Here is a 21980-nt window from a genome sequence, read left to right as displayed (position 1 = left end):
GCCCTGGGCCGCAGCCGCCCCACACCCCCGTGCGTCGGCGTACCGCTGCCGCATGCCCGGAATGTCCTGAACTCCTGACACCCACGACCGGAAAACAGAGAAGGCATCATGGTGAAGAAGCTCCCCAAGACCGGCCCGTCAGCCACCGCCCTCACCGCGACTTCTGTCGCGCTCGCCCTCGCCGCCGCCCTCGCGGCGAACGGTCCGGCTCCCGCGTCGGCCGCCACCGCGACGGCCAAGGCCCCGGTGGACAACGTACGGATCGCCGCGCACTTCGACCTGGACCAGGGGCGGATGCCGGAGAACATCGCCCTGTCCCCGGACGGCACCGCCTACGTCACCTTCGCCGCCGCTCGCCAGATCGCCGAGGTCACCCCGGCGGGCACCACGCGGATCCTGGCCACGCTGCCCGAGCCGGCCGACGGCGGCGTCCGCACCCCGGTTCTCGGCTTCGCCCTGACCACCGGCATCGTCCGGGCCCACGACGGCACTCTGTACGTTCTGTACGCCACCGGCACCGAAAGCCTCACGGGCCTGTGGCGCCTGCGGCCCGGCGGCGAACCGCGGCGCATCGCCGCCCTGCCCGCCGACGGTCTGCCCAACGGCCTGGCCCTGGAGCCGCGTACCCGCACCCTCTACATCACGGACTCGGTCCTCGGCACCATCTGGCGCGTGCCCACCACCGGCGGCACCCCCACCGTCTGGTCCGCCGCCCCCGAACTGGCCTCCGCCGGCTTCCTCGGTGTCAACGGCCTGAAGATCCACAACGGGGCGGTCTGGGCCACCAACCTCGACAGGGGCACCCTCCTGCGCATCCCCGTCCAGCGCGGCGGACACGCAGGACGGGTACGGATCCGGGCCACCGGCCTGACCGGCATCGACGACTTCGCCTTCACCGGCCACGGCGACCGGGTCCTGGCCGCCCTCAACGGCCCCAGCGAGGTCGCGCTCATCAAGCCCGACGGCCGCCACACCACCGTCCTGACCGCCACCGACGGCCTCCGGAACCCCACCTCCGTCGCGCTGCGCGGACACACCGTCTACGTCCTGAGTGCCGCGTACACCACCGCCGACGATCCCAACCTCGTCCTCGCCGACCTCACCGGCAACCGCTGAGCGGGGTCGGCTGTCTCGGCGGCGGCATGGAGCGGCGGCGGCACCCGGCCCGATGCGGGGCGGGTGCCGCCGCTGCGGGTGCTGCCGCCGTCGGCGCGTACGAGCGGGTTCGAGGTCGGAACAGGGTTCGAGGTCGGAGCAGGGTGAGGACGGGTCAGAGCAGGGTGAGGACGCGGGGGCCGTCCCGGGTGATGGCGACGGTGTGCTCGATGTGGGCGGCGCGGCTGCCGTCGATCGTACGCAGAGTCCATCCGTCGGGGTCGGTGCGGTACTCGTCGCGCCCTCCGGCCATGAGCATGGGTTCGATGGCGAGGGTGAGACCGTGGCGCAGAGGGAAACCGCGGCCGGGTCGTCCGCGGTTGGCGACGTGGGGGTCCTCGTGCATCTGCCGGCCGATGCCATGGCCGCCGAAGTCGGCCGGCATGCCGCAGTCGGCGGTGCGGGCGACGGCGTTGATGGCGTGGGAGATGTCTCCGATGCGATGGCCCACGGTGGCGGCGGCGATGCCGGCGTCCAGTGCCCGCTGGGTGGCGGCGATGAGTTCGAGGTCTGCGGGACGGGGGGTGCCGACGGTGAAGCTGATCGCGGCGTCCCCGGTCCAGCCGTCGAGTTCGGCTCCGCAGTCGATGCTGACCAGATCGCCGTCGCGCAGGCGGTAGTCGTCGGGGATGCCGTGCACCAGGGCGTCGTTGACGGAGGCGCAGATGACCGCCGGGAAGGGGCTCGGGGCGAAGGAGGGCTGATAGCCCAGAAACGGAGAACGCGCCCCGGCCTCGGTCAGGACGGCGCGGGCGGCTTCGTCGAGCTCGCGCAGGCGCACCCCCACGGTCGCCGACCGGCGGGCGGCCTCAAGAGCCTGGGCCACGACGCGTCCGGCTTCACGCATCATCTCCAGTGCCGCGTCGGTCTTGATCTCCACCATGTGCCGTGACTCCCTGCGATACGAGCTTCCCAATACTTATACCGGTATTAGTATCACAGGCGCAGCACACTGGACCCGCCGGCCGGTCAGGACCCGATCTCGCCCATCGGGTCCTGACCGGCCCACGGAGACGGCCCCGGCTCGAACGGACGGTGCCGTACGCCGGACATCGGCTCGGCGCCTACGCGGTGACCGTGTGACGCGTACTCAGTGACCGTGCTTGGGGAGGTGGAAGCGGTGCGCTGGGCGGTGCGCGGTCGGCGCGGAGGATGGAGTGGCGCCTCGGTGCGGGGAGTCCGGGGAGTCCGCCGTGGGCGGCCTGTTACGGGCGTCGTCGAGTCGGTCCCTGAGTTCATCGCGCTCGGCCACGGCGTGGCGTGCCGCGCGCCGCTTCCTGCCGCGGTGAGCCATCAGCGCCGCGCCGCCCAGCATGAGCCACAGTCCGAGACCGAAGATCAGCGCCAGGGCCAGCCCGCTCAGGAAGGCACCCAGTGCGTTGAGGGTGAATGGCTGGCTGCTGAACAAGGTCACCGCGTAGTCGGGTCCTCCGGAGAGGTTGAAGGCGATGAGCAGTGCCGTGAAAGCGGCGGTGGCCGCCATCAGCAGAATCCCGATGATCAGCATGGCTGTACCTCGTATCGCTGGCAGAGTCTTCCGGGAAGCCCGCCCCGGCCATGTCGCAGAGGCCATCTGGACCGCACTCCAGCCGGCCGGCTCGACCTGACCACCTCACTCTCCACCTTCCACCGAGGCCGGACCGGCCGCATCCGGGGACGGCAGGTAGGCAGGTAGGCAGGTACGGCGCGTACGGCAGGGGGCGGACGAGACGGGCGGCCCGGTCCCGGCCTCGGTCCCGGGGGCGCACCTCGGACGGGACCGTGCTGGGGCGACAGTGACCGGAGGTCGGCGGCCGGGCCGTCGTACCCCTGTCGCTCACGCTCACGGAGCCGGGGCGGCTGCTGACCGGCACCGTGGACGGGCGGATCCTCGACTGCTCCGTGGGTCCGCGGACTCACGGCCGTACGGCGTGATCACCTTCCGCGCGGTCGCTGTGCACACCGTCGCGTACGGGCCCGTCCGAGGACGTCGCGTACGGCCCGCCTGAAGACGTCGCGTACGGGCCTGTCCGCGGACGGGCCCGTCTGAGGAATGCGCGGACGGGCCCGTCTCAGGACGCTCCCGGGCCCGGTACGAGCCGCGGCCGTCTGCCCTGTTCCACGACGCTGTCGGGTGCGGGAGCAGGGCAGATCGTTACCGCGACGCCGGGCAGCGCCGGTACCGGGGTGGTCCCGGGGACGCGCCACAGGACGAGTCGCCGCAGCTCCCGCATACCGGCGAGGGCGGCCAGATCGGTGTCGTCGGGTACCCAGTCGAGGAGGACGGAGCGGACTCCGCCCACCGCGGCGAACCGCGTTCCACGGGCGCCCGCCACCAGACCGAGGTGGCGTACGCGCAGTCCGGCCGGCAGCGCCCGCGCGCCGTTCGGCCGGGCGCTCAGCCGCAGGCTGTCCAGCTCGACGCCGGCGAGGCTGGTCAGGTCGACCGGTGTCGTGAGCCCGGAGACGACGAGCCTGCGCAACCGAAGCCTGCCCAGAGGCGACAGGTCCAGGGGCCGGGTGCCGGCCCGTGTCGAGCACCGGTCCAGCACCAGCACCTCCAGCGACCGGACGTTCTCCAGCGGCGCCAAGGAGGTCATCCCGTTGTCCCGCAGGGTGAGACGGCGCAGGACCGGCAGGTCGGCGAGCGGGCTCAGATCGGGTACGTCGTTGCGTATCAGCAGGTCCGTGACGGTCTTGAGGTGTCCGATGTGTTCGATCCGGCGGATGTTCTGGAGATGGACGCTGAACCGGCTGAAGTCGATCTCGCTGAGCACGTCACGCGCGTACGCCTCGTAGTCCCCGAGCCGCCCCCAGGTCTCCAGCAGCTCACTGATCGACCGCTTGCCCGGTTTCTCGGTGAACTGAAGAACCTTGTCGATGGCCCCCGGCGGGTTCCACCGCGCGGCGATCCGGGCCACCGCGCGCACCACCAGCGCGGCCTGCTCCGGCGAGAGGTCCCTCGGGCCGGGCAGCAGGTCGAGTACGAACGCGCCCGCCGCGGCGAGCTGATCGGCGGCGGCCGTGGTCCGGGGCGGGATCAGCTCGGACATCGCCCTCTCCACCAGGGCACGCACATCGGGCGCGTTCGGATCCTGCCGGGGCAGTATGGCGCTCTGCTCCAGCACGGCGGCGGCGAGCAGATAGAGGGTGTCACGGTGCTCGGGCTCCGACTTGCCGCGTTCGAGCAGGCTCAGCAGGATCCTCGTTCGCTCGGTGGAACGCGCGTGCGCGCCGACCATCACCACCACGTCGTGCCAGTGCGGCTTGTCCGCGTTGTCGAGCATCAGGTTGAGGTTCTCCTCCTCGACCACCTCCTTGGCCGCGAGATGGTCACGGAAGGTCCGATGCACGAACTCGATGGAGAGATCGGGCAGTTCACGCAGCAGACCGCTCTCATGGGCGAGGTACTCCAGCATCCGCCGCGGGTCCTCGTCACCACTGCGCAGCCCGTAGGTCATCGCGCCGACGCGGCGTTCGGCGACGTCGTGGTCCAGTATCAGCCGCCGATTGGTGACCAGCCAGAACGCGAGCCGCTGGAGCAGCTTCAGCAACTCCTCGTCACGCAGCGGCGGATCGCCGCCGTCCGGTCTCACTCCGTCCGGCCCTGCCCCGTCCGGTCCCGCGCCGGCCGCGTCGGCGCCGCGGCCGGTTCCCACCTCGGCGCGGTGCCGGCGGCGCAGATGGGGCCAGCGCACCAGCAGCAGGTCCACCGCCGCGTCGTAGATCTGCTTGCGGCTCTCCGGCAGATGCTCGCCGCGCTCCAGGTTCAGCGCGCAGAGCAGCCCGCACAGGAGCGGGTTGGCGCTCATCCCGCGAAGGGCCGGCCGGTTGGACAGGGTGGACAGCAGGCCCTGCTCGCAGCGCTCCAGCTCCTTCCGTACCTCGATGCCTCCCGGTGTGTCGGGCTGGTCCTCACGTGCCTTCCTGTGCCAGCCGCGCACATACCGCTCGACGCTGTGACGGCTCATCGGGAGCAGGTCGAACCTCTGGAAACCGCGGTCCACCCACCACTGTTCGGCCACGGTGGACGGGCGGGTGGTGACGATGCACCGGATGCCGGGATAGGAGACGAGGTGCTCGTCCACCCACTCCTCCAGGCGTACGCGTTCACGTGGGCGTACCTCGTCGAGCCCGTCGAGCAGCAGCAGCACCTTGCCCTCCGTCAGCATGCGCCGGACCCAGCCGTCGGGCATCTCCGGGCGGAGCGTCCGGGCGACGAGGTCGGCCAGCGGAGGCGGGCGGCCACCGGCGAACCGTACGAGTTCCAGGATGAACGGCGCCGCCGAGAACTCGTCCACGCCGACGCTCCGTGCCGCGCCCCCGGGCCCGTACGCCGGGCCGGCGGGGACACCCTCCTCGGTACGGACGCCTCTTTCGCCGTGGACGCCTCCGGCCGCGACGGCGCCGAGCCAGCGCATGAGCGTGCTCTTGCCCGAACCGGCCACACCGAGGATCAGCGCACGCCGGTACGGGCGCAGCTCCCGGTCGGCCCGGGCCCCGACGCTGACCGTCGCGTCGTCGGCCCGGTCCCGGCGCTTGAGCGTCAGCGGAACATAGCCCATGGTGAACGGCTGTCTGCGCGGGATGCCACGGGGATCCACGGCGAAGAAGTCGAAGCGGTCGAGGGTGCCGACCATGAACCGTCGGTACCTGGCCGTGAACGTCTCGTCGGGATCGGACGTCCCGTCACCCGGCGCCTGGGAGAGGGGAAGCCGGTCGGCGTCCGCGGGCAGCGTGAGCAGCGTCCGCAGCCGCGACTTCTGGGCGGGCTCAAGACCGCCGTCGAGGGCGCGATCGAGCCGTACGGCCGCCAGACGGGCCAGTCCGTCACCGGGGTGGTGCTTGCTGATGACGCCCACGATCCTGTCGCCGGCCCACAGGGCGGCGCCCGACATGCCTTCCCAGGGCGAGGGACCGCCGCGCGGTCCCTCGGCGGGCGCCACGGGAATCGTCACCTCCAGCGAACCCGCCCGCCAGTTCGACAGCACCGCCACCGATCCCACGGCGTGATGCGCGTCCCGGTAGCGCGTACGGTTGCGCCGCACCGGATCCGCCGCGTCGAGGCCGGTGGGGTCGGCGAGCTCGGTGGGGTCGGTGTGTCCGTCGAGGCCGGTGGGGTCGGCGCGCGCGATGTCGTCGGCGCGCTCGTCGTCCCGCAGCTTCCACCGCGGGAAGCCCACCGCCTGTACCTCCAGCACATGGGGGTGGTCCGCGATCCGCCCGAACCGGGCGTCGGGCACCGGCCTGTCCGGCCGCGGCGCTATCGAGACCACCGCCAGGTCCGAGCCGGGGTCGGACCACCATGTCGTCGCGGTCGCCCTCCACTCCCCGGGAAGGTCGGGTTCGAACCTGACGTCCACCGACCGCGCGGCCTCGACCACATGAGCCGCGGTCAGCACCGCCCCCGAGGTGACCAGATAACCCGAGCCGCGACGCCTTCGTCCCGCGCCGAGGTCCACGATCAGTTCGGCCACCCTGGGCCGGTCCAGCGCGGGCGGGGTCACCGCTCGCCGTCCACCTCGGCGCCGGTGATCAGCACCGGCCGGCGGTCCGGCTCCTCTCCGGCGCGCCGGGGATCCAGCGTCAAGGTGATCCGCTGAGTCGAGTTCCGCGCGACCTTGGCATCGGCTCCCAGCTCCACCACCCAGAACCTGACCTTCGCCCCCGGCCCGGCCTCCTTGTCCACCGAGACGGTCAGCTCCAGCTCCACGGGACCCAGCTCGAAGCGCAGACCCGCGTTCTCGCCCTGGCGCATCGCCTCGGTGAGCTCCGCCCGCAACTGCCCTATCACCTCGGCGAGTTCCACTGCCATGAGCCGTCCCCCCTCAGCGCCGCACAGAGGTAACACATCATCACAGGGCACCTGTCCCGCGTGCAACGGAGACCTCGTGCGATACATCCGGACATCCCGGGCGGGCGATTCTGTGACGCGGTTGTCGAAGCTCGTACAACATTTCGTCGCACAATCCGACCGACTGCCCGGCTACGATGCGCCAACCTGCTGCGGAGGCATGCGCGGAGACGGTTCCCGCTCGGCGGCCGCAGGACGGCGAAATCCGCCTCACCGGGCGCATCGACCAGGTGCATCGATCAGGCACATCGGTCAAGCGCACGGGCCAGGCACATCATTCGGGGGGATCCGCACATGTTCGTACTGGCCATATTGCTCATCATCGCGGCCGTCGTCCTGGCCGTACTCGCCCGCAGCCGCACCACCGGCTGGAAGCTCGGCGCCGGACTGGCCGGGGTGGCGGGGCTGGCCTTCGGGGTCATCAGCTGCGTGTACGTCGTGAGCGCCTACGAGGTCGGCGTCCCGGTCCTCTTCGGGAAGACCGGCACCCCGCTGACGTCCGGGATGCATCTGAAGTCGCCCTTCACCGACGTGACGACGTTCTCCACCCGCCCGGTGGACCTCAACCTCAACGACAAGGACGTGGTCGAGGTCCGTTCCTCCCAGGGCGGCGTGCTGTACGCGGACGTCACGGTCAAGTGGGCGGTCACGCCCGAGAACGCCGTGGAGCTGTACCGGCTCGCCGGCAGCCAGGAGGCGATCCAGGAGCGGCTGGTGCTCCCGGACAGCCGCGAGATCATCCGCGACGTCTTCGCCAAGCACAAGAGCGAGGAAGGCTACGCCTCCGGCCGGCAGGCCATCGGCTCGGCGATCGAGACTCTGATCAAGGAGCGGCTGAAGCCGCGCGGTATCGATGTCACCAATGTCAACCTGCGCAATGTGCGGCCGTCCGAGCAGCTCCAGACGCAGATAGACAAGAAGCTCCAGCAGGAGCAGGCCACCGAGCGCGCGATCGAGGCGTCCCGTACGGCCAAGGCCGAGGCGGAGCGCAGGCGTATCGAGGCCGAGGGCGTGGCCCAGGCCAACGCGATCCTGGAGCGGTCGCTCACCGACCGCGTCCTGCGCAACCAGTGCATCGAGGCCTTCAAGGAGGCCGCGAAGGCGAACCCGGTGTACGCGGTGCCGTGCGGTTCGGGCGCGAACGGTACGCCGGTCATCGTGGACGGCACCAGGAACTGACCCCGTCGGGAACCGACAGCACACGGAAGCGACACCAACTGGAGTCAACGGCATCGGGAACCGACGCCGCCTTCGGCGTGTGAAGGGATGTACGGCGAACGCCACCTCGCGGTCCGTGAGGTGGCGTTCGCCCGTCCCCCGCGGGTTTGCGGGCCGTTGGGTGTCGGTTGTCAGTGGGCGCTGGCACGATGGAGGACATGAAGATCTACAACTGGCGGCCCTTCCTCGAGCGGTGGAGTGCGGACTGGGAGGACTCTGCCGGGACAGGGGAGCGGTGGCTGGGTTACACGGCTGTGGAGGAAGAGCGGATCGAGGAGCTGGAGGAGCGGCTCGGGGTGGCGTTGCCGCTGACCTACCGGTCCTTCCTGGCGGTCACCGACGGCTGGCGGGCGGCCGGTACGGACATCGGGACGCTGGGCTCGGTGCAGGGCCTTCGCTGGTCCGGGGCGCCGGGCACGGAGTCCGACGGGGAGGCGGAGGCACGGCCTGAGCCGGCCGCGCCGGGGGCACGGCTCGCACTGGCCGTCGCGTCGGACGCCGCGATCCTGCTCGACCCCGGTGAGGTGAACGCCGACGAGGAGTGGGCGGCGTATCTGTACCGCGGCCGGCCGGGCGAGGACAGCGGGGGTCCGGAGCGGTACGAGTCGTTCCTGGAGCTGATGCAGGCGCTGTTCCGGGAGTTCCACCGCCGTCACGCGGGGACCCCCGGCTTCGAGAACGCCACCACGCGCGAGCTCGACGCCGAGGTCGAGGAGGCGCGCAGGGGCTGTCTGCGCGGGGACGACATCGACGGCCGGCTCGAACGGCTCGTGGAGGCGGACCGATGCGGCCGTGGCCGGGCCCGTGTGCTGCGCGCCCAGGTGGAGGCGATGCTGGGCGGCGGCCCGCTGTACGCGGAGGAGTTGGCGCCGCTGGCCGGGCTGGAGGAGATGGATCCCGGGGAGGTCGCGAGGCGTACGTTCCGGTACGAGCCCTCAGGAGCCTTCGGCAAGGCGGTCGCCACGGCGCGGGAGCACGCGCGGTGGGGCGACACGGACGCCGCGTGGGAGACGATCGCGGACGCCGTGGCCGACTGGGAGCCGCACGGCGGCGAGCACATAGCGCCTCTCGGACTGCTCGCCGATCCTCTGCTCGGACCGGTGATCACATCTGAGCGCGGCCGGTACATCCTGGAGACGCCCCGGGGTGAGGGGCTGGAGGAGGGCGTGGTGGAAAGCGAGGAACCGGACGGGCCGGGTGAGCCGGCCTTCGACGGGCTCGCCTGGCTCGCCGACGACGGGCAGGAGCGGGGCTCCTACCGGTTCCTCCTTGTCGAGGACGTCTCACCCGAGGATCTGGCCGTACGCATCGCGCGGGAGCCGGGCCGGCCGGTGACGTCGTCGGCGCCGGCCGACGAGCGGGAGGCCGGGGCGGTGGCCCGTGTCGGATGGTGCGGCGACAGCGGCTGGAGCTTCGCCTTCGTGAGCGACGCCGTCGGCCCTCAGGGCGAGGAGGGCCGGGGGCGTTCGGAGGGACCTGACCGGCCGAAGGGCCTGGAGCCCTTCCCCGCCACCGGGCCGTACGACACCGCGCGCGAGCTGGGCGAGATCGCCTCGCTGGGCACGGCGTCCGTCATGGTGTGGGTCGAGAGGGGCAGTGAGCCGGAGGAGGTGCCGGGCACGTTCCACTTCTCCTACGCCGAGGACGGGGAGCGCCGGTACGGATTCACCATGCACGGCGGGGACCTCGACGAGTGGGGGACGCTTCCCGAGATCCTCGACCCGGAGGACCTCTTTCCGGGCTCCGAGGAGCTCGCGCTGGACCCCGACGACGAGTACGAGGCACTGGACGCCATAGCGGAGGAGTACGAGGTGTCCCTGCCGCGGTTCGCGCTGACGCAGGGACGGTTGCACACGGTGGAGACCAGGCCCTGGATCGCCGCTCCGTGACACAGGGCGTGGTTCCGGTCGGCGCCGGGCCCATCGGCACGGAGCGGTTGGCGCTGCTGCCGCTCCGCGCCGAGGACGCGGACGCGATGGCTGTGGTCCTGTCCGATCCGGCGCTGCACACCTTCATCGGCGGATCTCCGGCGACGGTCGAGGAGTTGCGCGCGCGGTACGTCCGCCTGGTCGCGGGCTCGCCCGATCCCGCCGTCTCCTGGTGCAACTGGACGATCAGCGCCGGCGGAAGCCCGGTCGGACACGTTCAGGCGACCGTCGTCAGGGGCGGTGACGGTCTCACCGCCGAGATCGCCTGGGTGGTGGGGACGCCATGGCAGGGGCGCGGTATCGCGAAGGAGGCCGCGCGAGGGCTCGTACGGTGGCTGGAGGGCCGGGGAGTGCGGACGGTGGTGGCCCATGTCCATCCCGGACACGCGGCGTCGGCCGCCGTCGCCGGGGCCGCCGGGTTGGCGCCCACCGATGAATGGCACGACGGAGAAGTGCGGTGGCGGTGGCGGCAGCGCGTCGGGACGTGATCCCGCCGCCCCGGCCGGCCCCCACCCGGCCGGCCGCCGCCTGCCCGAACGCCCCGCTCCCCGCTCCCCGGTCAGCAAGAGACCGGGGAGCGGGGTGCGGGCGCCGTACCTCGGCGGATGCCGTGCCTCACTCGGCGGATGGGGCGCGAGCCGGCTGAGGCGAGAGCGGCCGGCGACTCCGTCAGCGGCCGTAGCGGATCAGGGCTCGCACCATGCGGCAGGTGGTGTCGGACGGCGGGTGGATCCCGGTCCGGACCGCCATGGCGCGGATCCTGCGGTTGGTCGCGTTCGCCGGGTGGTACACACCCGAGTCGAGCAGGGCGATGGCGAGGCGCATGGCCTTGAGCCGGCGGTTGTGGCTCTCGTACCACTCGCGGGGCTGGCCCGCGGGCAGTGGCTTACGGACGATGGTGGGCTGCGCGGTGGGCTGAGTCTCGAAGAGTTTCGTCGTGATTGTGGCAACGGCCATCGGCGACCTCCCGGCGCGGTGGTGGGACCCTCACGAACTACCCCTATTTTACTGCCCCCCACTGACAATCGCCCCTGGCCAGAGGGTATTTGGCGAGGTCTGGAACAGGTGGCGGGAACGGTGCCGAGACCGTCCGCCCTGACGGAAGTCACGGCTGTGACGGTTGAGCGGAACGGCCGGTCCGTCCGTACCCAACGGCACACGGAACCAGCCGGCCCGCCCCACGCGGCCGGGGACAGGAGCCCCCACACGTGTCCCGCAAGAAGACCTTCAGCCCCAGGAAGAAGCTCGCCCTGCTCGCCGCCTCGGCGGTGGTGGTGGGCGGTACGGCGATGGTGATGACCGGCACCGGCCAGGCCTCGGTGGTCTGCGACGGGCTGGCCACGGCCCTGGGCAACAACGAGAACTTCATCGCCGGGCAACGGGCCGAACCGGACGCGCAGTCGGAGGCGCGGATCGCCAACCGCGTCGCCGTCATCGAGCAGATCAAGCTCCAGCAGGCGGCGTCCGGATGCGAGGTCGGCGAGGGAAGCCGCGGCGAGGACGTCGTGGCGGGAGGCGGTCAGGCGGGAGGCGGTCAGGCCGGAGGCGGTCAGGCCGGAGGCGGTCAGGCCGGAGGCGGTCAGGCGGAAGGCGCTGCCCAGCCGCCGGCCGGGGCGCGGCCCCCCGCGGAGGAACCGGCTCCGGGCGCCGAACCGCCCGCGGGCGCCGGTGACGGTGCCGGCGAGGCCGAGGGCGACGGCGAAGTCGTCTGCGCGGGCTCCACCGTCACCCTCTCCGGCGAGGCGGGCGCCCCGGCCGCGTCCAGCAATCAGTTCCCTGTCGGCACCACGCTGCGCGTGACCAATCTCGACAACGACAAGTCCACGACCGTGCGGGTCGCCTCACCCTCCGGGAGCTGCGCCCTGCTGAACGACGCCGCGTTCGAGCAGGTCCGCGAACCGGGCAAGTTCCTGATCCGCAACGCCCTGATCGAACGCGTCGCAAGCGTCGGCCGGACCGGCTAGGACTTGTCCGGTCGATCCAGGTGGATCAGGCCTGTGCCGCCTGGGCCTCCGCGTCCGCCAGGATCTCGGTCAGGCGCAGCCCGAACCGTACGTCGCAGGCGTGCGGCCGGCCCGTACGGACCGACTCCAGCAGCGCGTCGGTTGCCGCGCGGAACGAGTCGACCGGGTCGCCCCACTCCTTCGGGAGCACCGCCGTACCGTGCTCGCCGCGCGCCTCGACGCCCGTGCCCGATCCCGCCTCCGGCGCGCTCAGGGTCACGGCGACCGTACTGGCCGCGCCGGACACATGCCGGAGCACCAGATGGGTGAGGTCCCGCCCGCTCCGTACGGCCGTCACGTCCGTGACGTCGCCGAGCAGCGGGATCAGGGCGGACAGCGCGTGCGGACCGACGTCCCACAGTCCGCCCTTCTCCCGGCGCCAGGGAGACGCGGCGTACGGGCTGTCCGCGCCCGTCCCGTAGAGGGCGTTGAGCCAGTACGCGTGGGCGGTGAACCAGCCGCCCTTCGCGGCCTGCTCGTCGATCCAGCCCGCGGTCCCCGGCGCGAAGCGCAGGGTGCAGAAGACGACGGACGAGACGCCCGTGGCGGCCGCCGCGTCCGCGACCTCGCGCGCGCCGGCCACGGTCGTCGCGACCGGCTTGTCCATCAGCAGATGGAGTCCGGCGCGCGCGGCCCGCGCCGCCAGCGGTGCCTGGATGTCCGGCGGCAGGGCGAAGGCGATGGCGTCGCTCTCGGCGAAGAGCGCGTCGATGCCCGCCTCGCCGGAGTGCGCGGTGGTGTCATGGGCGGCGGCCAGGGCCGCGGCGGCCTCGGGGCGCCGCCCCCAGACACCGCTGAATTCGATTCCGGAATGGGCGGCGAGGGCCGGGGCGTGCGTACGCTCCGCCCAGGGGCCGGCGCCGAGGAGTCCGATACGTGGCTTGCTCATGCCGCTCAGTGTGCCCCCTGCCCGTGCGGCACAGGAGGCGCGGGGTGGGGACGGTGGGACCGTACCGGCGGGTCGGTGCGCCAGGACGCACGGGAGGCCACGACGGGTGCGGGCGGGACAGCCGCGGTACGCGCGGACGCCCTCGCTCCGCCGAAGCGCCGCACGCAAAACCCCGAGCCCCCGCCCCGCGACCGGTGTTACGTTGCACGGGCCGGCCGCGGGCCTCCGGTGCGACTTCCGGGACTTGCCTCGTAAAGCAGTGATTTCGCTGATCGCGCCTCCATGCCCCGGCCGGCCACCCCGCCGATCCGCCGGCACGGGGGACTACTCCGTCAGGCACGTGGGGCTCCGGCACGCACGGCGGGTTCCGGCACGCACGGGGGAACAGAGGACACACCATGGCGGAGACCTTCTCCGATCTGATCGCGGCCGAGGACGTGCTGCTCTTCGTCAACGCGGCCGTCACCGCGACCGGGCAGCGCGAGTTCCACTCGGGCGCGCACGCGCAGCGGCTCTCGCTCGTCTTCCTGCATGAGTACGTACGGGTCAACTACCGCCCGGTGTACGCCGCCTCACTCGCGCTCGACATCAACGACCACAACGCGGTCCTGATCATCGAGGGGCTGCTGCGCACCCCGCGCGAGGCGGGCCCGGAGGAGAAGCGTGTGGAGGGGCGCCTGATCGCCAGGCGGCTGGCCATGCTGCCGCCGCAGCGTGTCTACCGGCTCTTCCGCGGACTGCGGGCCGCCGGAGTGGGCAACCGCCGGACCCGCGCCATCCTGCGCGAATGGCTGGCCACCCGGCCCGATCTCGGGCACGACGCGGTGAAGTACCGCAACGGTCTCAAGTCCGCCGCGCGCCACTTCCATCTCCCCCTCGCCTCGGGACCGCCCGCCGCCGGGACGGCCGAACTCGGCGACTTCCTCTTCGAGCCCGGCCGCCGCGGCCGGTACGCGCACAAACTGCTGGACGCGTACCGCCGCGCCCACTTCGAGCAGGGCGCGCTCCACGAGCTGCCGTTCACCGTCGCCGAGGGGTTCGCCGTCAAGCACGGCATCCCGCGCAGGGCGTTCCTGGAGCGGATGGAGCCCAGGATGACGCGGCTGGAGCGGCTCCGTACGCAGCGCTCGGCCCTGGCCCGGAGCGACGCCGGCACCGGCGACGACCCCGGGGTACGGACGGATCTGACCGTCATGCCGCTGACCCGGCTCGCCCTGTACGTCCTGTCCCTGGCCATGGACGAGCGGACGCGACGCCGGGCCGAGCTCACCCGTGCCCTCCGTACGGCCGCGCGCCGTGCGGCCGGTCCGTACACCGGGACCTGGGGACGGGTCGCCGCCGTCCTCGACGACAGTTACTCCTCGTCCGGGTCGGGCGAGAAACGCCGTCGGCCGCTCGCCACCGCCCTGGCCTGCCACTTCCTGCTGGACGCGCTGGCCGCCCCCGGCTCGTACACCCCGTTGTGGACCTCGGGGAGCACGGACCCGCTGCTGGTGCGCCCGTACGGACCGACCCCGCTCGGCCTGCGGATCCTCGACGCGCTCGACCAGGCGCCCGACCGGCTCGTCATCGTCTCGGACGGCTGGGACAACGCGCCTCCCGGACTGGCGGGCGAGGTGCTGCGGGTGTGGCGTACCAGGCTCGACCGGGAGGGGAGGACGAGCGCGGTTCATCTCAACCCCGTATACGACGCGGACGGCTTCGACGTACGCCGGCTGGCACCGGGCGTGCCGACGGCGGGGATACGTGACGCCGAGGATCTGCCGGCGCTGGTGGAGATCGCGCAGTTCGCGGAGGGCCGTACGGGACTGGCCGAGCTGCGGGCATATCTGGACCGCCGGATCGAGCGCTTCGTGGAAGACGACCCGTTCTGCCGTTTCCCCGGCGCAAACACGGCTCCGAGCGCGGACAGGGGCACAAGAGGCGCGAGCACACACGACGAGCTCCCCCCGGAGGGACGATGACCCGGCTCGATCTCACCGGCCTGATCACTCGCCCCGCCCAGGTCTGGGGAGGTGTCCGCCTCGTACCGCTGGTGCGCGCGGAGCCGCTTCCCGGTCTGCGCCTGCACCGGCGGATCTACGAAGGGTACGGCCAGGTCCAGGTGGGTCCGGACACCCACTACGTCTCGTACGTCCCGCACGGTTTCATCGCCGACTGGTCGGGCGACGGCGGCCAGGGAGCCGCTTACGGCACCCAGCTCGACGACGGCAACCGGCCCGGCCCGCGCGACCGGTTGGACCGGCGTGACCAGTCCGACCCGCGCGACCCGCCCGGTCGGCGGGACCGGTGCCCGGACGCCGTGCCCGTGCGCCGTCACCACCGGATGGTCAAGCGCGCGAAGGCGGGAAAGGGCGGCAGGGGCCTGTCCCGCTCGGCCGCCGCCACGCGCTGCCGCTTTCTGCCGCTGCATCTCGCCCTGGAGGGATATCTGTCGCTGCACTTCGGCGGACCCTCCATCGCCTGGGACGAGTGGTCCCAAAAGGCGGTACGGCAGGGACTCTCCCCGCGCGCCGAGGCCGCCTGTCTCGGCCTCGCCGTCCGGGGGCTCGCCGACGCCCTCCGGGTGTTCGAGATCCATCCCGGGCAGTGCGGGATGATGGTCTACACGGCGGACTCGCTCGCCGCCGCGTTCGTCGTACCGCACCCCGACGACTACCGCACCCTGCATCCGACCCTGGTGGAGGACCTGTACGGGGAGCTGGTGCACCAGTACGCGTTCTTCGGCGCCCCGGTGGCCGAGTTCGAGGCGCGCATCCGCGACGGCCGTCATCTGGAGACCCTCGCCGATCTGCGGGCCGCGGCGCGTGCGCAGGAGCGTGCGTGGAGCGAGACGCACGAAGCGGTCCTCACTCGTCAATTCCTGTCCACGTCACACTCCTTCGAACGTGTGTACAGAATGGGTTCGTACGAGTTGCACCGTTTTCTCCCGCCGTTCAACCGGGGCGGGCAGGAGCAGCACATCGGCGAACTCATCAACGACCACAAGGGGCGCACGGCGTATCTCAAGACGTTCCGGCTCTCCGACGCACAGGTCAGACGCGGCCATCTGCTGACCCGGCTCGCCGCCCACGACTGGCATCTCGGGCGGACCGCCGACGCGTTGGGGGCGACGTACGACGAACTGGTGCGCCGGATCCGCGCGGCCGGTTTCGACTCGCTGCTGAACGCGCACGCGGTCGCCCGCCGTTCGGGCGCGCCGAGCGTGTCGGAATGAGCCACCGCGGGCACTTCCCCGGGCGGCACCGGTGAAACAAAAGAAACCTGAGTAACACGTGGTTCACGGATGGGCAACAGACGGGAAATCACACATTGCGAAGCTTCGGGTCAAAACTGCTGCACCGACAAGGATGAGGCCCCGTGACCTTCAAGGCTGAGTACATCTGGATCGACGGCACCGAGCCGACCGCGAAGCTGCGCTCGAAGACCAAGATCCTGGCGGACGGCGCCGAGCTCCCCATCTGGGGCTTCGACGGGTCGAGCACCAACCAGGCCGAGGGTCACGCCTCCGACCGGGTGCTGAAGCCGGTCTTCTCGTGCCCCGACCCGATCCGCGGCGGGGACGACGTCCTCGTCATGTGCGAGGTCCTGAACATCGACATGACGCCGCACGAGTCCAACACCCGTGCGCGGCTCACCGAGGTCGCGGAGAAGTTCGCGGGCCAGGAGCCGATCTTCGGGATCGAGCAGGAGTACACGTTCTTCGAGGGCGCCCGTCCGCTGGGCTTCCCCGTGGGCGGCTTCCCGGCCGCGCAGGGCGGTTACTACTGCGGCGTCGGCTCGGACGAGATCTTCGGCCGTGACATCGTCGAGGCGCACCTGGACAACTGCCTCAAGGCAGGCCTGGGCATCTCCGGAATCAACGCCGAGGTCATGCCGGGCCAGTGGGAGTTCCAGGTCGGCCCGCTGGCGCCGCTGGAGGTGGCTGACCAGCTCTGGGTCGCCCGCTGGCTGCTCTACCGCACCGCCGAGGACTTCAACGTCTCCGCGACGCTCGACCCGAAGCCGGTGAAGGGCGACTGGAACGGCGCGGGCGCGCACACCAACTTCTCCACGAAGGCGATGCGCGAGGGGTACGACGCGATCATCACCGCGTGCGAGTCGCTGGGCGAGGGTTCCAAGCCGCTCGACCACGTCAAGCACTACGGCGCGGGCATCGACGACCGGCTGACCGGTCTGCACGAGACCGCCCCGTGGAACGAGTACAGCTACGGCGTCTCGAACCGCGGCGCCTCGGTCCGGATCCCGTGGCAGGTCGAGCAGGACGGCAAGGGCTACATCGAGGACCGCCGTCCGAACGCCAACGTCGACCCGTACGTGGTGACGCGGCTGATCGTGGACACCTGCTGCACGGCCCTGGAGAAGGCCGGCCAGATCTGATCCGGCGGGTTCGGCCCGCTCACGCGGGTTCACCCGCTCCCACAGCTCCCGAGGGGGCGGTCGCCGGCACGGCGCCCGCCCCCTCCGCCGTTCTCGTGCCCTGCACCGTTCTCGTGCCCTCCGCCGTGCGCGGGGGCCGGCCGCCGGGGGTGGCGGGCCGCTGTGCTGACCGTCACGTCGCGGGAGCGCAGGGACAGCGCAAAGTGGCCTGCTGCGGCGACCCGCTATCTGCTTCAATGGGGGCATGGCCAGCCACCAGCACCCCGCGACAGGTCCCAGCGACCTGGAGCCGTTCTGGCCGTCCCGGCAGCATCACGACTTCGACCGCGTGTGTTGCCCCGCGAGGAACGCGTCGGCCCTCTAAAACCTCCTTCGAGGCCTTCGGCCGCCGCGCACGACGTACGTCCCGTCCGTCCTGTCGACTCGACGACTCCCTCGCGCGAAAGAGCTGACCCCTCATGGCGAACCCCCGTTCCTTCTCCGCCGCGGCGGCCTCGGCCTCCTCACACAACCAGAAACCGGCGACGCCCGGCCGTCACCGTCTCCGTGCAGTCGACCGTGACGAGACCGCTCCCGCGGCCCGCCCGGCCGCCGCTCCCACCGGACAGGTCGTGGACTTCCTGCCGCCCGGCGCGACCTGGCTGCCCGCGCCCCAGCACACGCTGCCCTCGCTGCCGGGACAGCCGCCGATGATCGGCTATCTCGTGCTCGTCCCGGCCGACCAGCAGGCCGCCGTGCTGGCCGCCTCCGCGCCGTACCGCCCCGCCGAGCCGGACCCGGCCGCGCCCGCGGGAGCCGGCGACACGGCCGGCGGGCGGGCCGCGGGCGGCGGTCCTGTCCGGATCGACAGCGCGCAGCGGATCGCCGTCGTGGACGGGAAGCCGCTGGACCTGACGTATCTCGAATTCGAGCTGCTGGCCCATCTCGTGGCGCATCCGCACCGGGTGCACACGCGTGACCAGCTGGTGACCACGGTGTGGGGCTACGGTCATGTGGGCGACGGCCGGACCGTCGATGTCCATGTGGCGCGGCTGCGCCGCAAGCTGGGGGCCGAGCACCGGCGCACCATCCAGACCGTGCGGCGCGTGGGGTACAAGTACACGCCCTGAGCCGCCGCCGGGCCTCGCCGTTCCGAACGCCGGCTCCGGATGCCTGTTCCGGCTGCCGGTTCCGGTTCCGGAACGGCGAGGCTCCGCGCGCGGGGCGCGCGGGTGTTACGTCCTGGCGCGTGCGCGGACGCGGGCCGACAGACCCAGCGCGCCGTCCAGGACCAGGAACACCAGCAGGCTGATGCCCAGCAGCGGCACGAACCAGCCGACCAGGGCCACCACCGCCGCGAGCGGCAGCAGAACGGCGAGCGGCACCCTGCGCCAGGCACCGCGCGGTATCGGCCGGCCCACACTCAGCCCGCGCTCCTTGGTGGGCCTGCGCTGCCACCACATCCGGTAGCCCCAGACGATCAGCAGGATCAGCGCGAGGGCGAGAGCGGCGAGCGCGAGCTGATTGACCAGCCCGAGGAAGACACCCATATGGGCGTCGATGCCGAAGCGGGTGAGCTGGGCGAGCACGGGATAGTCTGCGAAGCGCAGCTCGTCCATGATCATGCCGTTGGCGGGATCGACGGCGACCGAGTCGAGCCTGACCGGGACCTGCGTGTCCGTCTGCGCGATGACATAGCCGCTGCCCGCCTTCGGCAGCGTCACCGAGAGCGGTCCGTCGAGACCGGCCTGGCGTGCGGCGACGACCGCCAGATCGACTCCGACGTCCATGGCGCCGGCCGCCCCTTCCATACCGGGCATGTCCTCCATGCCCTCGTGGCCCTCATGACCGGCGCCCGCACCGCCCGCGCCCGCTTCGAGGGCGGCCGAGACGACCGGGGTGGCACCGCCGAGCTGGTCCTGGACCGCGCCGATGTTCTCGCCCGCGTACCGCGACCAGGTCAGGCCCGTGGCCGAGAGCAGCACCAGCCCGGTCACGGCCCACAGCCCGACCGAACCGTGCAGTGAGAGCGTCCGGCGCCGGCCGGTGGTGCCGCGCTCGGGTATCAGCAGTGCGCGCTTCGAGGCGCGTCTGCGGCCGGTCCAGAGCAGCACTCCGCCGAGGGCGACCACCCAGAGCCAGCTCGCGGCGAGTTCGCTGTAGACACGGCCCGGCTCGCCGAGATGGAGATGGCGGTGGAGCTCGGAGAGCCAGGTGCGCACCGGCAGGGCGCCGGAACTGCCGTAACTGGTCAGCTCTCCCCGTATCTCCGCGGTGTACGGATCGACGAAGACGGCGAGCGACTTGCCCTCCTCCACGCCGGGTGCGGTCATCAGGACCCGGGTGGTGGCGCCCTCCTCCGCCGGGAGGCGTACGGAGGTGACGGTGCCGTCCGGGCGTGCGGCACGGGCGGCGTCGAGCTGGCGGGCGAGCGGGACGGTGCGGTCGCCGACCGGCACGCGCAGCTCGTGGCGGTAGATCACCTTCTCCGCCTGGAAGGAGAGGGCGTAGAGGAAGCCGCTGGTGGCGGCCACCAGCAGGAGCGGGGCGATGAGCAGGCCCGCGTAGAAGTGGAGACGGAGCACCAGAGGCCGCAGGGCGCTCCAGAGAAACGAACCGCCCGCGGCGGGTTCGGACCCGGGTGTGGGTGTGGGTACGGACTCGGGCGTGGGTGCGGACTCTGGCGTGGGTGCGGACGTGGACGTGGTGCTGTGCGCGGCGGCGCCCTGTACGGGGTCGTCGATGGCCATGACTGTCCTCGGTGTTGGCGTTGGCATGGGGAATTCGGCCCCGGCCGCCGCCCGACGTCCGACAGTTCAGACGGTTCGACCAGTGATGACGGCAACGGCTCCAGGGACCGTGGTACGAGCGGCACGCGACACGGGCGGGCCGCGCCGCGACAGCGCGTGCGCCGGTATGACGCCGTGGGCACGGTCCGTCGCGACGGCGGCCGGGAGAGGCCGTATCAGCCGTGGCGCCGCGGGCAGCCGTACGGCGGTGAGCAGCAGCCGGAGCGGCGAGAAGGCCAGGGCGCCGACGGCGTGCACCAGCCGGAAGAGGGCGGCCTCGCCCCTGGCCAGCCAGAGCGCGCAGACGGCGGCGGCGAGCAGATGGGCGGCGAGCATGCCGAAGGAACCGTCGGTGAGCGCGTCCAGCACGCCCGGCGGCCCGTCGGCGCCGGTGTCCGCGCCGCCCATCCACATGGCCATGCCCCCGTCGGAGCCCGTGCCGGGGCCTGTGCCGACGCCCATGCCCGGGCCGGGGACCGTCCCGGGCCCGGTGCCCCGTCCCATTCCTGCGGCAGGATCGACAGCATCGACAGGATGCCGACGCGGTCCGTGCGCGGACGCGGACAGTCCGTACGGCAGCGCCCCGGCGAAGATCAGATGCAGCACACCCTGGACCGTGACCAGGGCGGCTCCGATCGAGCCGGCCCCGCGCCGCCGGCCGCCGGCGAGCCAGGCCAGACATCCGGTGATCCCGAACGCCGTCCACAGCACGCCGAGCGGGATCTCATGCCCGGATGTGAACGAATGCCCCACCGCCGCCAGAGTCACGCAGACCGCCGCGAAGGCCGCGGCCCGCAAGGCGCGCAACGGCGACCGGGCTTCTGTCATGGTCCGCACATGCTGCCATCCCCGTGGGGCCGTGCGGCAGATCCCAAAGGCCCACGTTTCCACCGGCGATTCCTCCGACGGCGAATTCAGCTGTTCCCGGCGCCCGCCGGCGGGCAGAGTCGGTGCCATGAGACTCCTGATCCTCGGTGGTACGGAATTCGTCGGGCGCGCCGTCACGGAGGCGGCGCTCGGGCGTGGTTGGCAGGTGACCGTCTTCCATCGCGGCCGTCATGAGGCACCGCCGGGCGTGGTCACCCTGCTCGGCGACCGCACCGCCCCGGACGGTCTGGCCGCCCTTGCCGAGGGCGAGTGGGACGCGGTCGTCGACACCTGGTCGGCGGCCCCGTCCACGGTGCTCTCGGCGGCCCGGCTGCTGGCGGACCGGGCCGGCCGGTACGCGTATGTCTCCAGCCGCTCGGTGTACGTCCACCCGGCCCCGCCCGGCCTGAACGAGAGCGGCCCGCTGGTGACGGGCGCCTCGGCGGACGCCGGGCAGACCGCCTACGCCCAGGACAAGCGCGGCGGTGAGCTGGCCGCCGAGGCGGTCTTCGGCGACCGGGCCCTGCTGGTGCGCGCCGGTCTGATCCTCGGGCCCTGGGAGAACATCGGCCGGCTGCCGTGGTGGCTGGGCAGGATCGCCGAGGGCGGCCCCGTGGCGGCCCCGGGGCCCCGCGACAANNCGCCGTGGAGCGGGGACTGGGCGGTCCGTACAACCTGGTGAGTCCGGCCGGGCACACCACCATGGGTGAACTCCTGGATCACTGCGTACGGGTGACCGGCTCGGACGCCGAACTGCGCTGGACGGCACCGGAGTCGATCCTCGCGGCGGGCATCGAACCGTGGACGGATCTGCCGATCTGGCTGCCGCCGGGTGACCTCCACGACAGCCTGCACCAGGGCGATGTCTCCAAGGCCCTCGCCACCGGTCTGCGCTGCCGTCCGGTGGCGGAGACGGTCGCGGACACCTGGTCCTGGCTG

The 21980-nt window shown here is 72.1% G+C and carries 17 protein-coding genes and 2 pseudogenes; 11 read left to right on the top strand and 8 right to left on the bottom strand.

Features of this window, described 5'->3' with window-relative positions; genetic code table 11:
- Nucleotides 1-108 precede the first annotated feature (108 nt).
- Complete coding sequence (locus BFF77_RS17745; protein ID WP_066950574.1) at nt 109-1116, top strand: SMP-30/gluconolactonase/LRE family protein; 1008 nt, start codon at nt 109-111, stop codon at nt 1114-1116.
- Between the two features lie 154 nt (nt 1117-1270).
- On the opposite strand, the gene map is transcribed toward BFF77_RS17745, so the two are convergent.
- The 4 genes from map to BFF77_RS17725 form a co-directional block, all read right to left on the bottom strand.
- Nucleotides 1271-2038 carry a type I methionyl aminopeptidase gene (map, locus tag BFF77_RS17740; protein WP_066950571.1) on the bottom strand — a complete coding sequence of 256 codons (768 nt, stop codon included), beginning with the start codon at nt 2036-2038 and terminating at the stop codon, nt 1271-1273.
- A 207-nt stretch (nt 2039-2245) separates the two neighbouring features.
- The gene (locus BFF77_RS36280; protein WP_066950568.1) at nt 2246-2662 is read right to left on the bottom strand and encodes a hypothetical protein; all 417 of its coding nucleotides are present in this window, start codon (nt 2660-2662) and stop codon (nt 2246-2248) included.
- Between the two features lie 544 nt (nt 2663-3206).
- Complete coding sequence (locus BFF77_RS17730) at nt 3207-6641, bottom strand: NACHT domain-containing protein (RefSeq protein ID WP_066950566.1); 3435 nt, start codon at nt 6639-6641, stop codon at nt 3207-3209.
- Entirely contained in the window at nt 6638-6949 is a 312-nt protein-coding gene (locus BFF77_RS17725) for a trypco2 family protein (protein ID WP_066950562.1), read from the bottom strand. The genes BFF77_RS17730 and BFF77_RS17725 overlap by 4 nt, the downstream gene beginning before the upstream one ends.
- A gap of 333 nt (nt 6950-7282) precedes the next feature.
- Here BFF77_RS17725 and BFF77_RS17720 point away from each other — a divergent pair, with 333 nt between their 5' ends.
- The 3 genes from BFF77_RS17720 (at nt 7283) to BFF77_RS17710 (ending at nt 10622) form a co-directional block, all read left to right on the top strand.
- The gene (locus BFF77_RS17720; RefSeq protein ID WP_066950559.1) at nt 7283-8167 is read left to right on the top strand and encodes a prohibitin family protein; all 885 of its coding nucleotides are present in this window, start codon (nt 7283-7285) and stop codon (nt 8165-8167) included.
- Nucleotides 8168-8364: 197 nt separating this feature from the next.
- Nucleotides 8365-10095: an SMI1/KNR4 family protein gene (locus tag BFF77_RS17715; RefSeq protein ID WP_066950556.1), complete on the top strand. Its 1731-nt coding sequence runs from the start codon at nt 8365-8367 to the stop codon at nt 10093-10095.
- On the top strand, nt 10092-10622 hold the full coding sequence (locus BFF77_RS17710; protein WP_245703566.1) for a GNAT family N-acetyltransferase: 531 nt from the start codon (nt 10092-10094) through the stop codon (nt 10620-10622). Before BFF77_RS17715 ends, BFF77_RS17710 begins: the two co-directional genes overlap by 4 nt.
- Nucleotides 10623-10803: 181 nt before the next feature.
- Here the strand turns inward: BFF77_RS17710 and BFF77_RS17705 are convergent, their stop codons facing one another.
- Nucleotides 10804-11091: a hypothetical protein gene (locus BFF77_RS17705; RefSeq protein WP_066950553.1), complete on the bottom strand. Its 288-nt coding sequence runs from the start codon at nt 11089-11091 to the stop codon at nt 10804-10806.
- A 251-nt stretch (nt 11092-11342) separates the two neighbouring features.
- Between BFF77_RS17705 and BFF77_RS17700 the strand changes: the two genes are divergently transcribed.
- A complete protein-coding gene (locus BFF77_RS17700) occupies nt 11343-12098 on the top strand; it encodes an RlpA-like double-psi beta-barrel domain-containing protein (RefSeq protein ID WP_066950547.1) in 756 nt (251 codons plus the stop codon).
- 25 nt (nt 12099-12123) lie between these two features.
- On the opposite strand, the gene BFF77_RS17695 is transcribed toward BFF77_RS17700, so the two are convergent.
- Nucleotides 12124-13026: a Gfo/Idh/MocA family protein gene (locus BFF77_RS17695; RefSeq protein ID WP_066950544.1), complete on the bottom strand. Its 903-nt coding sequence runs from the start codon at nt 13024-13026 to the stop codon at nt 12124-12126.
- A gap of 398 nt (nt 13027-13424) precedes the next feature.
- On the opposite strand from BFF77_RS17695, the gene BFF77_RS17690 reads away from it, so the two are divergent.
- The 4 genes from BFF77_RS17690 (at nt 13425) to BFF77_RS17675 (ending at nt 18515) form a co-directional block, all read left to right on the top strand.
- On the top strand, nt 13425-14990 hold the full coding sequence (locus BFF77_RS17690) for a hypothetical protein (protein WP_245703565.1): 1566 nt from the start codon (nt 13425-13427) through the stop codon (nt 14988-14990).
- On the top strand, nt 14987-16243 hold the full coding sequence (locus BFF77_RS17685; protein ID WP_066950541.1) for an ARPP-2 domain-containing protein: 1257 nt from the start codon (nt 14987-14989) through the stop codon (nt 16241-16243). The genes BFF77_RS17690 and BFF77_RS17685 overlap by 4 nt, the downstream gene beginning before the upstream one ends.
- A gap of 143 nt (nt 16244-16386) precedes the next feature.
- A complete protein-coding gene (gene glnII, locus BFF77_RS17680) occupies nt 16387-17406 on the top strand; it encodes a glutamine synthetase (RefSeq protein WP_066950537.1) in 1020 nt (339 codons plus the stop codon).
- Between the two features lie 458 nt (nt 17407-17864).
- Complete coding sequence (locus BFF77_RS17675) at nt 17865-18515, top strand: winged helix-turn-helix domain-containing protein (RefSeq protein ID WP_066950534.1); 651 nt, start codon at nt 17865-17867, stop codon at nt 18513-18515.
- Between the two features lie 105 nt (nt 18516-18620).
- Here the strand turns inward: BFF77_RS17675 and BFF77_RS17670 are convergent, their stop codons facing one another.
- Both BFF77_RS17670 and BFF77_RS17665 read right to left on the bottom strand, forming a co-directional pair.
- Nucleotides 18621-20135, bottom strand: a complete 1515-nt coding sequence (locus BFF77_RS17670; RefSeq protein WP_079125250.1) for a PepSY-associated TM helix domain-containing protein — start codon at nt 20133-20135, stop codon at nt 18621-18623.
- Between the two features lie 66 nt (nt 20136-20201).
- Nucleotides 20202-21002 carry a hypothetical protein gene (locus BFF77_RS17665; protein ID WP_066950577.1) on the bottom strand — a complete coding sequence of 267 codons (801 nt, stop codon included), beginning with the start codon at nt 21000-21002 and terminating at the stop codon, nt 20202-20204.
- A gap of 127 nt (nt 21003-21129) precedes the next feature.
- On the opposite strand from BFF77_RS17665, the pseudogene BFF77_RS36895 reads away from it, so the two are divergent.
- Nucleotides 21130-21680 (top strand): annotated as a pseudogene (locus BFF77_RS36895) (NAD-dependent epimerase/dehydratase family protein); the annotation flags it as partial.
- Between the two features lie 2 nt (nt 21681-21682).
- Nucleotides 21683-21980: pseudogene (locus BFF77_RS36890) on the top strand (reductase); the annotation flags it as partial.

Origin of the sequence: Streptomyces lushanensis, assembly GCF_001700515.1 — a bacterium.
GTDB classification, from domain to species: Bacteria; Actinomycetota; Actinomycetes; order Streptomycetales; family Streptomycetaceae; genus Streptomyces; species Streptomyces lushanensis.
The sequence above is the reverse complement of the archived record's forward strand: the minus strand, read 5'-3'. Positions and strand labels throughout refer to the sequence as shown.